Origin of the sequence: Rummeliibacillus pycnus (assembly GCF_044359855.1) — a bacterium.
Classification (GTDB): Bacteria; Bacillota; Bacilli; order Bacillales_A; family Planococcaceae; genus Rummeliibacillus; species Rummeliibacillus pycnus_A.
This window is the reverse complement of the sequence record NZ_CP132291.1, coordinates 4,066,274-4,079,475: the sequence shown is the minus strand read 5'-3', so window position 1 is coordinate 4,079,475 and position 13,202 is coordinate 4,066,274. Positions and strand designations below refer to the sequence as shown.

Below are 13,202 nucleotides of genomic sequence, written 5' to 3'. Positions count from 1 at the left end.
ACATTAATAAATATTCTTGAATTTTTATTAAATAAAAGAAGATTTTGGAATAAAAATAACAACCTTTAACAAAATATTCAAAACTTGTTTTAATAATATTTTAGTAGTTTTTTTCAAAAACATGCAATATTATTAAAAATATTTTTGTGTAAATTGATTTCGGCTGCTTAAATCCCTAAATAACTACTGTTTTTCTACTCGAAAAACGCGTTTTACACCTCATTTTCTAAACAAAAAAACGACCTGATTATATACAGGTCGTTTACTTATCAAATCTTTGCAATTTCTTTTTATCAATTTTCCCAACATGCGTTTTTGGTAGTTCTGATACGAAGTGTATACGTCGAGGAATTTTATACCCCCCAAGAAATTCTCTACAAAGGGCTTGAATTTCTTCTTCGTCATGAAATGCATCATCAGCTACGATAAAGGCCGTAACAATTTCACCTAAATGATGATCAGGAATTCCTATAACGGCTACCTCTTTTACTTTTGAATGTGTGATAATGCATTGTTCAACTTCTTGAGGATAGACATTTTCCCCACCCGAAATGATCATTTCTTTTACACGTCCTACGATAAAAATATCTCCATCTTGATCCATCTTTGCTAAATCCCCAGTACGAAGCCATCCGTTGACAATGGTTTTAGCAGTTTCCACAGAGTTATTCCAATATCCACTGAACATATGCTTTCCTTTTATATATAGTTCCCCTACCTCATTACTTCTACATTCTCTTCCACTTGAAGTTAGAATCTTTATGAGATTGAATTGCATACATTTACCAACGGATCCTAGCTTTTTTGCTGCTTCTTCAGGTTGAATGACGAAATTATTTGGTCCAGCTTCTGTTAATCCATAGCCCTCTTTAAATCGTAATCCCCTTCTTAAGAATGCTTCATGTACCGTGATTGGGCATGGGGCACCGCCTGATATAAAAACTTTTATTGTTGGAAAAGTTGAATTTTTGAATTCATCTGTTTCAATCATCATTTGATACATTGTTGGGACAAATAAGGATATGGTTGTCTGATAATCATTAAGAGCTTGAATCGCTTCATGAGGATTAAACTTTCTTCCAATGACAACAGTTCCTCCAGCCATAAGGATTGGAATGGATAAGGCATTAAGCCCTCCAGTATGAAATAAGGGCATATAATTCAATGTGCAATCATCACTTCCAAGATCCCAACTAATGATTGTATTAAAGGCATTCCAATTTATCGAATCGTAGGATAATACAACTCCCTTGGGTTTGCCAGTGGTCCCTCCTGTGTAGATCAACAACCATGCATCATTAGAATTCCAGTCACTTTTCGGTAAATCTTCATCATCAACTTGAAGATTCAGTGTAATTGAATATGATTTTATTTGCGTATTGTTCGCTGCAAGCGTAACAAATTGATATTCATATAATAGTAGTGAGGGTGTACAATCTTGCAAAATATAGTTAAGTTCTGGCTGGCTTAATCGCCAGTTTAAGGGGACATAAATGTAGCCCCCTATTCCGCAAGCAAAAAGAATGGCAAATAAATCAATCCTATTTTCAGCAATGATTGCAACTCGATCGCCCTTTTGTAATCCATTGTTCCCCAAAAATTTTGCCCATTTTTTCACTTCATCTGCTAATTGTTGATAGGTCCAACTTCTAGCAGTTGCAAAATCGACCAATGATGTTTTATCGGGAGTGATGGAAGCTCTATTTAATATCCATGATTGCTCAGTTTGCATGTTCTTCCCCCTTACATCATGATCCCACCATCTACATGTAATACATGACCTGTGATATAACTCGCTTCATCTGAAGCTAAAAATAGATAAGCATTCGCGATATCTTCTGGAACAGCTAATCGCTGAAGGGAGACAATTGATTCCATTTTCTCTAATATTTTTTCAGGCATTTTCTCTACCATCGGAGTTCTAGTAAAACCGGGTGCAACTGCATTGACATTAATTCCTTTTCTGCCAAGTTCTTTCGCCCAGGTTTTCGTCATCCCAACAATAGCAGCTTTTGTGGCAGCATAATTTGTTTGACCTACATTACCATAAACACCACTAACCGATGAAGTATTAATAATTTTCCCAAAGCCTTGTGCCACCATAGAAGGAACAACAGCTTGCGTACAATTAAATACGCCTTTTAAATTTACATCGATGACTTGATCAAATTGCTCTGACGTCATTTTCGAAAGCATCGCATCATTGGTTATCCCTGCATTATTCACTAAAATATCAATCTTGTTATATTGTTCGAGAACTTTTTTAACGACAGTGTTGACACTACCCGGCTCTGCAACATTAATTGGATAAAAAGCTACATGGTAGTTTTCTTCAATTAGTTCTGCTTCAATTTTTTTACCAGCTTCGTTGTTAAAATCAGCAATGATGACAGTTGCACCTTCTTGCGCAAAACGTTTAACGGCAGCTAATCCGATTCCACTCGCTCCTCCTGTAATAATAGCCACCTTATTTTCTAATCTCATCTCGATTCCCCCTTTATATAAATTGTTCAAGTACTCCAAGTAATTGTGGTAGATCATCGATTAATGGTGAATGGCCACAATTTTTCAGTTTCACAACTTTAGCACGCCCTTCAAAATCTTCGATAATCTCTTTTGTCATACTTTCCGCTACAACATAATCACGTTCACCATAGAGAACAAGAGTAGGTATTTGAATTTTGGTCACTTCGTTTTGTCCACTGCTCACTTCATTATGAATTGTACTAATATTAAATGTATTTAACACATGATAAACATCCGCAAGATTACGTTGTGTTAGCATGTCATCAATATACGCTTCATATTGCGCTTCACTAGGTTGGTTATGCGAATAAATAAGCGCATTCCATACAGCTTTTAACCCTTCACGGTTCTCAGTATCATATAGATTTTGCATTGGTAATGTTTTAGTGGTATCATTTTCTACTTCTTCTAAAGTTAGGAGTCTTTTGGTTAGATTCGGTGTACCGTCAAGATTCGAATCATAAAATGCGTAACCCCTTGTAGAAGCTGATGCTAGTAGGATAAGTTTATGGCATATACCGGGGTAATCTGCGCTGAATTGCATAGCAACAGCACCTCCAGTAGACCAACCCATTAAAGTAAAATCTTTTAAACCTAATGCATCAACCCAAAGCTTTAAATCCTCACTAAAGTCACTTATATGTGATACCCGCTTATTATAAGAAGATTGCCCAAACCCTCTTAAATCGGGTGCTAGAATAGTAAATCTTTCATTCAATGCATCCATCAATACATCCCAATGTTTTGAAGATGTCATATTACCATGGACTAGGATGAGAATTTCCTCGCCACCTGCTCTTTCACGATATGCAATTGTTTCTCCATTTGTTAACTGTACTTTCTTTAATACTTCTTGATGATTTGTCATACAATCTCCCCCTCTTGTTTTCCCCATTGAATCGTTACTGCTCCCCATGCATAACCAATTCCAGCACTAACAAGTGTCACGATGTCACCATTTTTTATCTTACTTGCTTCTAATGCTAATTCTAATGATAATATTTGATCGATTTGGCCAATATGCCCGTAATGTGAAAGATAAACTGATTGAGATTCTTTTAACCCTAGCGAATGGAGTACATAATCATGCGCTGATTTTTTCATATGTAGCATGGCAAGGTAGGATAATTTGGATTCGTCATAGCCACTTTTCGCTAAAGATTGGCGAATTACCTTTAAAAAGTTACTTAATGATTTTTGTTCAAGGCGTGCTTTCATCCCCTCAGGGTCTGTCACATTTAATCGATATGCACCTGATTGTAATAATTCTGGTGTTAACGGTTGCTTTGTTCCGCCAACAGGTACAACTACATCCTCAGAAAATGAGCCATCTGTGATTACATCGCACTCAAGTACGATATTTTCCTTCACTCCTTTTCGCAATATCATTGCCCCACCGCCAGCCCCTAAGTTATACATAAAACGTGTGCGGTCATTTGTATAATCTATGAAATCATGATTGCGATAACCACCTGCCAGTAAGATTGTATGAATTTCATCGTCTGCTAACATCAAACTCTTAGCAACCTTCATCGCCATGATGGTCGTTCCACATCGAAGCTGTATGTCAAATGCCCAGGCATTTGACGCACCAATTTCTTCCTGAATTTTAATTGCTGCGGTCCATAATGGATATTCCTTATGTTCCTCGCCTATATAAATAATGACATCAATTTCCCTGGGAGATTGATTCGCTTTTTCTAATGCCTTTTTCGCAGCCCATATAGCCATTTGGACTGTGTGATCTTCTGGCCCTGCAATCGTCTTTTCAATAATTCCTAATTTTGTTTGCACAATATCGACTGGAACATTGGATTGTCGACTAATCTCTTCTGCTGTCATGCGATAATTTGGTAAATAGATTCCTGTACTGACAATCCCAACATTCATTCGAATCGCTCCTTATCGTTCGCCAATGGTACGGATGGTGGCTGCTGTTTGTGTTTCACTTTTTTTGTCTTCCAAGTCAAATATTTCGAATAGATTGTACCTACAATACCTTTGGGGAAGAAAATTACAGCAAGGATATAGAGTAATCCAAAGAAAATAATCCAACGTTCAAAAATTGGATAATCTTTTGCAAGACCTGATAAATAATGTTGAGCAATTTCAATCACGAAACTTCCGATGATTGGCCCAACTAGAGTACCAACGCCTCCAATGATGGTCATTAACAGTGCATCTAATGTAATATCCATTGACATCACGCTTGTATTGACGAAGCGAAGAGAAATCGCATAAAGTGATCCTGATAAACTGGCAGTCACACCAGCTACTACTGAAGCAATTACTTTGTAGTTTAGTGTTTTAAAACCTAACGATCTGGTCCGTTGTTCATTTTCACGAACTGCGATCAACACTTTTCCTAAAGGAGAAGATACAAACCTTCGAAGTACAAGGAACACCACTACTAAACAAACTAAGACGAAAAAGTAGAAGAAAATGCGATCTCTAAATGCATCTGGAGCTCTAAATGTAAAACCATCATTCCCTTTTGTGACAGTACGCCATTTTTCGGCTAGCACTAAAAACAATCCTGATATGGCCAATGTCAGCATAGCGAAGAAATGACTCTTTAAACGAAGTGTCAATAAACCTACCAGGAAACTAACAATACCTGCAAAAAACACGCCGATTAGTATAGATATAAGGAAAATTGTCATTGTGTTGTCATATGTACTAAGCATAATTGCTGTAGTATAGGCACCGATTCCAAAAAACATTGCATGACCAAATGACACAATTCCGGTATAGCCAAGTAAAATATCATAACTCATCGCTAAAATACTGAAGATAAATACTTGGGTCATTAATATTGTTAGTGTTCTAGAATCTGCAATATAAGGAAAGAGGATCAACGCTAAAAGAATTATCAAAAATATTATATTTTTAATAGAATAGAATTTTTCCAACTTCATTTTTTAACCCTCCTTCGCATTTGTGAATAAGCCTTGAGGACGGAAGATTAATACAATCGCCATCAATATCATATTGACTGCAAGTGACAAATACGGTACATAGTACGCCATGAAACTACCTGCAAGCCCCACCAGTATGGCTGCCATTAATGAACCAGAAAAGCTCCCCATGCCCCCTATTACCACTACGATAAATCCTAAAATCGCATATTCCATTCCCATTTCAGAATAGATAACCCCAGAGTATGGTGCCATTAGTACACCACCTAAAGCTGCAAGAGCCGACCCTGTCATAAATACAAATAAAAAGACGCGTTTGATGTTAATCCCTAATACTTGCACCATTTCTTTATTCATCACACCAGCTCGCACAATTAATCCGATCTTTGTTCGTTTTAATATATATTGGAATATTCCGAAAATAATAAGCCCAATTACGATAATAAAGATACGATATTTAATTACAATTACGTCGCCAATTTCCCAGCTTCCCACTAAATAGGAAGGTACTTCTACTGGAATACCATTTGGTCCAAAAACCACTTTTATAAATTCGGATAGTACAAGCATAAATCCTAATGTGATTAAGATTTGTTGTACATGGTTGCCATATACTGGCGTAATGATTAGCTTCTCAGTAATCCATCCGAACACAAGCCCTGTGACAATTGCGCCAAGTATACCAACTAAAAAACTTCCTGACCAAATATAAGCGAAAATTCCTGCATAGGCACCCCAAACAAACAGTCCGCCATGTGCAAAATTCAGAACATCCATCAAACCAAAAATAAGTGTCAACCCAGCTGCAAGTAAAAAGATTAGCATTCCTGTCGCTAGACCGTTTATCAATAAATTAAAGAATAAATCCATACTCGGTTCCTCCTAACCAATTCCTAAGTATTTCCGCTTCAATTCCTCATCTCCAATCAAGTCATTCATTAACCCTGAATGGACGGTTTTGCCATCATCAATTAATGTGTAGGTATCCCCAATACGACTAGCCATTATAAAATTCTGCTCAACAAGAATAATGGTTGTTTTCTTTTTCATCTCCGTAATCGCCTCCATTACCTTTTCAATAACAATGGGCGCTAATCCCTTGGAGGGCTCATCGATTAACAAAAGCTTGCTGTCATTCACAAATGCTCTTGCCATTGCTAACATTTGCTTTTGCCCACCTGATAAATGACCTCCCGCTTTTTTCCAAAACTTTTTCAAATCAGGGAACAATTCAAGTACATAAGTTTGTTTTGCATAAATTTCATCTGTTTCTTTCCGCATAGCCACTTTCATATTCTCTTCTACTGTTAATTCATTAAAAATCCCTTGATCTTCTGGTACATACCCAATCCCTAAATTCGCAATATCATATGGTTTTCTTTTTGTAATGTCTTGCCCGTCAAAAAGTACGTTTCCATGCGTGGCAGGAGTCAACCCCATAATAGTTTTTAACGTAGTCGTTTTACCCGCTCCATTTCTACCTAGCAATACGGATACCTCACCAGCACTCGCTTCAAATTCAATTCCTTGCAAGATATGATACTGACCAATATGTGTTTGTAGGTGATTAAGTTCCAATAAGTTGTTCATCATAGAGTCCTCCTAAATAGGCTTCTTGAACAATTTTATTGTTCATTATTTCTGAAGGTGTACCGTCTGCTAAAAGTCTTCCATTAAAAAGCACCATAATCGAATCCGATAAATCCAAAATCATGTCCATTTTATGTTCGATTAATAGAATGGTTTTATCTCCTTTTTCTTTAATCGAACGAATCACATCCAAAATAGCTGGAACTTCTTCTAAAGACATCCCTGCAGTTGGTTCATCTAGCAATAAAATTTCTGTATTTAGCGCTAACAACATCGCTATTTCTAATTTTCTCTTTTCACCATGAGAAAGCTGACTTGCGATTGCATTTACTTTATTGCCAAGTAATACTTGATCTAGTATTTCGATGGCTTCATCAGTAATCGCCTTATATTGCATATAATGTTTGAAAAAATTGAATCGAATTTTTTCACGAGATTGAACGGCAAGTCGAACATTCTCAAACACAGTTAGATTAGGAAAGACATTGGTAATTTGAAAAGAACGTCCAAGCCCTTTTCGCGTCCTTTCGATCGGCGAATCATTTGCTAAGGATATTCCTCGCAAAAAGATATTTCCTGATGTTGGCTTCAATTCTCCACTTAGAAGATTAAAAAAAGTTGTCTTTCCTGCTCCATTTGGTCCAATTATGGATTTAAAGTGTTTTGCTGGCATTTCGAGATTCACGCCATCAACTGCTAGATGGCCACCAAATTGAATACTTAAATTTTCCGTTCGAATGATCGATTCCAATGTCATTCCTCCTTCGTCTTGCTCTCTTGAAATCTTCTTTAAATAAAAAGATTTGAAGAGAGCTAGACCTCTGATTTGGTCTATAGCTCTCAGTTATTAATCTTTATTTTGTGATAATCAAGAAACTATACAAAGTGATTCACTAGTTGTTCCGCTACAGACAGCGCTTTCCGCGGGAATAGCTTCCTTTTTGGTTACTGAAAAAGTGTTTAAATACAAATATTAATAGTATAAATCTGTTTTCTGCATGATGTGGAATTAGCTTCGCTTTCCGCGGGCGAGCGTTGAGCCTCCTCGGAAGCCCGTACCGTGCTTCACTGCGGGGTCTCACCTGTCTCGCTTTCCCGCAGGAGTCTTCGCTAATTCCACATCAACCAGGATAGTTATACAAGACTTTCATTATAAATTCTCATCTTTTTTTACTTTTTCAGTTCCTTCACTGCAAGGCTTTCACCTCATATCCCCCTAGGATTTTGAAAGAACCTTTTGAATTAACATTGCACGAAGTAAATGCCAATGCATTTTCGAGGAGTCGCCGTCTTTCGCTTCATAGACAAAATCCTAATGGTATTTAGATAAAGAACAAAGGCTCAATCTAATATTATTAATTCGAGTTGTTTAGGAAAACTTTGAATTACGAAATCAATCCAAAGTTTCATTTTATTTTTTATTGAGTATTGGTGGTGCTGTCTCTTCAGGTGTTAGTTCACGAATTAAAACAGGTACTGGGTAGTCAACGCCTTTTTTTGTTTCCAATTTAATCGAATACATAGGTTGTAATGCTTGATGATCCTCTTTACGGAATGTCATTGTTCCTTTAGGAGTATCAAAAGACATGCCTTCCATTAATGGTATAAGGTTATTGCCATCCGCATCACCATCTGATTTCTTTAATGCTTCTACAATCGATACAGCAGCTGAGAATCCACCAGGTGTAAATAAATCAGGTACTGTATTGTTAAATCTTTTTTTATGTTCTGCTACTAGCCAATCATTCACTTTGTTATTTGGTAGTGTGTGATAATACACAGAGAATCCTTCCATTCCAACTAGTGGCTTCATCAATTGAAGTGCAGTAATATCTGGAGCACCTGTTGAAATCTTGATTCCCTTTTCAGTTAATTTAAGATCTGCGATTTGATTCCAAGGTGAATTTGCTCCAGCCCATACAACAAATAAATAATCAGGTTTTGCTTTAATAATTTTCTGTAGGTTAGAAGTGAAATCCGTTGCAGCTGGATCTGCATACTCCTCTAACACTACTTTTGCACCTAATTTTTCTGCAGCTGTTTTAAAAGCTTTTACCCCATCCAATCCGAAAGCATAATCTGGTGCAAATGTTGCAATTTTTGTTCCCTTTTTTGCAATCGCTGCAGCAGCTGCATAAGCATCTTGAGAAGAATTTCGGGCTGTACGGAAGATAAATGGATTAAACTCAGAGCCCGTAATACTATCTGCTACTGCTGGCTCTACGATCATGATTTTCTCGTATTCTTCTGCTAACGGTAAGACTGCTAGAGTATCGCCAGAGCTAGAAGATCCAACTAAGAAGTCCACCTTGTCATCTTCTAGTAATTTTGTCGCTTTTTGTACGGCTACCTCTGGTTTTGTTTCCGTGTCTTCCCAAACTACTTCAATTTTCTTCCCAGCAACTTCCCTCTTACCGTCTGTTGCATAATCAAGCCCAAGTTCAAAGCCTTGTTTTGTCTGTTTACCATATGATTCCAACGCACCAGTTAAAGAGGCCAATACACCAACTTTTATAGTTCCGCCTTCTTTTTCTTTCTCATTAGAAGCAGAGCCATTGGATTTTTTGGTACTTCCACATGCAGCAAGTAATACCATTACTGCAACTACTAAAAAGAGCAACCATTTTTTCATTTATTTACCCCCCTCTTATTTTTAAAGCGCTTACACTTTGCTGTAGTTGTATCATATCTGTTCTTAGTTACAAACCAGTTACAAATAAAAAGACCCAACGTGTTTACGCTAGGTCATCTTAAAATCATGTCGAACATTTGAATGGTTGTTTCCATCGGTTCAATATTCAATTCTTTCTTTAATACTTTCTCACATTTTTCGTACCATTTAACTGCCTGCGCCCGATTCTGTAACTGATAGTAGCCATACATAATTAAGCGATATGCTTCTTCCCATGTATCATCGAGTTTTAACAACTGCTCTGCCCAATAGATGGTTTGGTTAAATTCTTTTAATCGGATATAATTCTGTGCCAATCGTTCTATAGCTTCTAAATAAAGATATTGTGTTTCCTCACGAATATCTTGAAGCCATATTAATTGGTGTTTGTCTGCAATCAATTCACCTCTATATATTCGAATGCCTCTTAAAAGCCATTCATTTGAAAAATAAGGATCCTTTTCCTGCATTCCAAAAGATATAAATTGTCTAAATGAATCTATATCACTTGTTATACAATGTTTTGTCATCAGTTTGTACATTGACTGCTTTCGAATAACATAGGCACTTTCCGCTCGAGGCAAACGGCTCGGTTCTAGTACTTTTAATAAAGCATTATAAACTACTTTAAAATCTCTCGTACTAGCTTCTTCTGTAGCATCTGGCCACAAGGCATTTATCAACTCTTCTTTAGACACAAATCTTGTTTGATTCAAATAGAGATAGATCAATAATTCTTTCGCTTTTTCTCGCTGCCAAGTTTTTTCATCGATTTCTTTATCATCTCTATACGCTGTAAATTTCCCTAATAAATGTATTGTATATAAATGTTTCGGAACCGGAAGATTAGTAGCCACTTCTAATACTTGATAAATTCTTAGAGTATAAGGGGATGGATTTTCTTGTAAAGTCGTCCATTTTTGCATCATTTGCCACCATACAATGCTCTTCCTAGGTCCAAAAATATGTTGGTTTCTAATATAAAAATCAAATTTCTTTTCTACGATAGTAGATATACAGAGATTAAAATTTGATACAAATGCAATTTCATTATTTTGTAAATAAGCCAAATAAGCTTCCCAAAAATGGACAATTGTCAACCCAAAATAATCTTTTGTATTTTCAAATTTTTTATTAGCTTTTTTAAGTGTTTCTTTTGCTTCTTCGAAGTGTTCATGCTCCACAAAGATAACGGATAACGCGACATAAAGCAGGGCTGAAACCCAGTGATCATGTACTCTTTCTGTCTCAATTAAACCTAGTTGCGCATACATGATGGCTTGATCAAGTTGACCTTGCCGACTTTTTACTATTGCAAGACCCATATAGGATTCTGCCTTTGCACGATTCACCTGAATACGATCCATTATTTCAATCGTATTTTTATAGCATTGTTCTGCTTCAACTATGTCAGAAGGATTCAAAGCTAGTAGTGTATGCCCTTTACGTAGGTATGCTACTGCAAGTATATATTGTGCATGCTCATTTTCTTTTTTAGTAATACTTTTATTTGCCGATTCTAAAGCTATCACATGTTCACCTAATAATAATAATATGAACGCATGTAAAACATCCGTCTCTCGATACGCATCCGATACTAGACTACTTGTATCTAATCGATTCTCTAGTAGATTTTTTGCCTCATGAAGTTTTCCTTGTCTTAATAATATTCTTGCATCTAAATTTCCTCGCATCAGTATGTCAGGAGGGAGCCCTACCTCCGTAACCCACTCTTCTGCCTCATATGGCTTGCCTAGATTCACTAGATTTTCTGCATATTGTTTTTGTATAAACTGGAGATGACTTTCTTCTAATTCCGCTCTTTCTACTAATTCAAGCGCTTCTTGCAAATAATTTTCAGCAAGCGATGGTTGAATAGTATCCAAATAGATATGTGCAATTCCAGCCTTTGCTTTAAAAATAACGTCATAAGCATTGCATTCCTCAGCAAAATGAATACATTTTTCATAAGCCTTTTTTGCTTTTTCATATTGTGCACGAAAACGTTGGCTTTCTCCTTCAAAATAGTAAAGTTGAAAGTGTTCCGCCATCGTCTTCTCAGACAACTCTCGAATTCGTTCGATAAACCAATCAAATTTTCCAACATCAATAAACTGATTTGCAAAACAAATTAAAGTCGAAGCAATAAAATCTTCATCTTTCGTTTTCATCGCATGAAATACAGATTGTACAGAATTTTGTTTTTTAGTGTAATACTTAGCAGCCTTAAGATGCAGCGAAATATATTCTTCTAGCTCCTGCTCCATCATTTTAACTTCTAAAAATTGCTGAAATAACACATGATATCGAAATTCTGAATGCCCACTTAAAGGTTGGATGAACACATGCTTATGCACGAGATTTTGGAGCAGTTCTGAAAATGGTTCTCCATAAAATGTTTCAATTAATTCATAAGAAAACGTTTCGAATATACTAAACTTCATAATGGCTTCTTTTTCGAATTCATCCAGTGACTCAAATACTTCCTCTGATAAATAATGGAAAAAGTCATTTGTCGAAGGATTCTGCAATTTCTTAATGGATTTCTCTAAATTAATTGTTTGAGTCGCAAGGAATAAAATAGCGATTGCCCACCCCTCAGTTGTTTGGAGTATATGTTGTACTTGCTCCTCCGTAATATGCCGATCAAAATAATCTTCAAAGAAAACTTGAATTTCTTCAGCTGAGAAAATAAAATCCTCTTCAACACATTCGACTAATTGATGATTGATTCTTAGATTCCGTATATAACTCCATGAAGGATCTGTTCTAGATGAAATAATAAGATGAATATTTGGTGGCAAATGTACGATCAACTTTTCCATGACGTAATGGATATGAAAAATATGATCTACTAGATAGTAATCATCTAACACTACAAAAAAGGGGGTATTTATTTTGCAAAACTCATTTACAAAAAGGGTAAAAAGCTTATTTAACTCTTCTACCTTTGGGAACATCGAAAGTTGATCCCATCCGCTCATTTTCTCTCCAAAAGAAGGCCGCACGCGTCGTACGCTATAAAATAAGTGACGTAAAAAAGGCAAAATATCATCATCATCTTCAGTCACTTGATACCATGAAAAAGCTATATTTTGATCTGATAAAAATTGTGCCAAAGCTGAAGTTTTACCGAAACCCGCTCCACTATGCAAAATAGTAAGCTTAGCCTGATGGCTTTTGGCTAATTTCTTCATTAATTTCGATCGTCTCATATAATGGATAGCCGGTTCTGGTGGAATAAGTTTAGATAACAATATGTTGTCTTCCATATTGAAACCTCCTTTTCATTCCTATGTAAGTAATATTTTAACATATTCATATAAATTCTTATGTAGAAGTTCGATTTACGACTATTAATATATGCAGGAAAATATGTTGAAAGACTTTGAGGATTATTTTGTGGTTAACTTTAGGAATGTGATTGTTTTGAGATGAAAATCAGACTTACAAAAAACTTCATATAGGTATTCTAATTACCTATATGAAGTAAAGAC

At 36.1% G+C, this 13,202-nt stretch carries 10 protein-coding genes; all 10 read right to left on the bottom strand.

Going from position 1 to position 13,202, the window contains the following annotated elements; all coding sequences use genetic code 11:
* Positions 1 to 262 precede the first annotated feature (262 nt).
* Positions 263 to 1,732 (bottom strand): class I adenylate-forming enzyme family protein, encoded by a 1,470-nt coding sequence (locus Q8X41_RS20025; RefSeq protein WP_397538014.1) that lies wholly within the window; start codon positions 1,730 to 1,732, stop codon positions 263 to 265.
* An 11-nt stretch (positions 1,733 to 1,743) separates the two neighbouring features.
* On the bottom strand, positions 1,744 to 2,484 hold the full coding sequence (gene fabG / locus Q8X41_RS20020) for a 3-oxoacyl-ACP reductase FabG (RefSeq protein ID WP_397538013.1): 741 nt from the start codon (positions 2,482 to 2,484) through the stop codon (positions 1,744 to 1,746).
* A gap of 13 nt (positions 2,485 to 2,497) precedes the next feature.
* A complete protein-coding gene (locus Q8X41_RS20015) occupies positions 2,498 to 3,394 on the bottom strand; it encodes an alpha/beta fold hydrolase (protein ID WP_397538012.1) in 897 nt (298 codons plus the stop codon).
* On the bottom strand, positions 3,391 to 4,416 hold the full coding sequence (locus tag Q8X41_RS20010) for a 3-oxoacyl-ACP synthase (protein WP_397538011.1): 1,026 nt from the start codon (positions 4,414 to 4,416) through the stop codon (positions 3,391 to 3,393). Before Q8X41_RS20010 ends, Q8X41_RS20015 begins: the two co-directional genes overlap by 4 nt.
* Positions 4,413 to 5,444, bottom strand: coding sequence for a branched-chain amino acid ABC transporter permease (locus Q8X41_RS20005; protein ID WP_397538009.1), 1,032 nt, complete (start codon positions 5,442 to 5,444; stop codon positions 4,413 to 4,415). Before Q8X41_RS20005 ends, Q8X41_RS20010 begins: the two co-directional genes overlap by 4 nt.
* Positions 5,445 to 5,447: 3 nt before the next feature.
* On the bottom strand, positions 5,448 to 6,314 hold the full coding sequence (locus tag Q8X41_RS20000; protein ID WP_397538007.1) for a branched-chain amino acid ABC transporter permease: 867 nt from the start codon (positions 6,312 to 6,314) through the stop codon (positions 5,448 to 5,450).
* A 12-nt stretch (positions 6,315 to 6,326) separates the two neighbouring features.
* The gene (locus tag Q8X41_RS19995) at positions 6,327 to 7,034 is read right to left on the bottom strand and encodes an ABC transporter ATP-binding protein (RefSeq protein WP_397538006.1); all 708 of its coding nucleotides are present in this window, start codon (positions 7,032 to 7,034) and stop codon (positions 6,327 to 6,329) included.
* Entirely contained in the window at positions 7,012 to 7,785 is a 774-nt protein-coding gene (locus Q8X41_RS19990) for an ABC transporter ATP-binding protein (RefSeq protein WP_397538005.1), read from the bottom strand. The genes Q8X41_RS19995 and Q8X41_RS19990 overlap by 23 nt, the downstream gene beginning before the upstream one ends.
* A gap of 660 nt (positions 7,786 to 8,445) precedes the next feature.
* Positions 8,446 to 9,666 carry an ABC transporter substrate-binding protein gene (locus Q8X41_RS19985; protein ID WP_397538004.1) on the bottom strand — a complete coding sequence of 407 codons (1,221 nt, stop codon included), beginning with the start codon at positions 9,664 to 9,666 and terminating at the stop codon, positions 8,446 to 8,448.
* A gap of 113 nt (positions 9,667 to 9,779) precedes the next feature.
* Positions 9,780 to 12,977 carry a BTAD domain-containing putative transcriptional regulator gene (locus tag Q8X41_RS19980; protein ID WP_397538003.1) on the bottom strand — a complete coding sequence of 1,066 codons (3,198 nt, stop codon included), beginning with the start codon at positions 12,975 to 12,977 and terminating at the stop codon, positions 9,780 to 9,782.
* Positions 12,978 to 13,202 lie beyond the last annotated feature (225 nt).

Bases quoted from the DNA above. Each gene is read 5' to 3' on its own strand.
- Q8X41_RS20025 (WP_397538014.1), bottom strand. From the start codon at position 1,732: ATGCAAACTGAGCAATCATGGATATTAAATAGAGCTTCCATCACTCCC.
- fabG (WP_397538013.1), bottom strand. From the start codon at position 2,484: ATGAGATTAGAAAATAAGGTGGCTATTATTACAGGAGGAGCGAGTGGA.
- Q8X41_RS20015 (WP_397538012.1), bottom strand. From the start codon at position 3,394: ATGACAAATCATCAAGAAGTATTAAAGAAAGTACAGTTAACAAATGGA.
- Q8X41_RS20010 (WP_397538011.1), bottom strand. From the start codon at position 4,416: ATGAATGTTGGGATTGTCAGTACAGGAATCTATTTACCAAATTATCGC.
- Q8X41_RS20005 (WP_397538009.1), bottom strand. From the start codon at position 5,444: ATGAAGTTGGAAAAATTCTATTCTATTAAAAATATAATATTTTTGATA.
- Q8X41_RS20000 (WP_397538007.1), bottom strand. From the start codon at position 6,314: ATGGATTTATTCTTTAATTTATTGATAAACGGTCTAGCGACAGGAATG.
- Q8X41_RS19995 (WP_397538006.1), bottom strand. From the start codon at position 7,034: ATGAACAACTTATTGGAACTTAATCACCTACAAACACATATTGGTCAG.
- Q8X41_RS19985 (WP_397538004.1), bottom strand. From the start codon at position 9,666: ATGAAAAAATGGTTGCTCTTTTTAGTAGTTGCAGTAATGGTATTACTT.
- Q8X41_RS19980 (WP_397538003.1), bottom strand. From the start codon at position 12,977: ATGGAAGACAACATATTGTTATCTAAACTTATTCCACCAGAACCGGCT.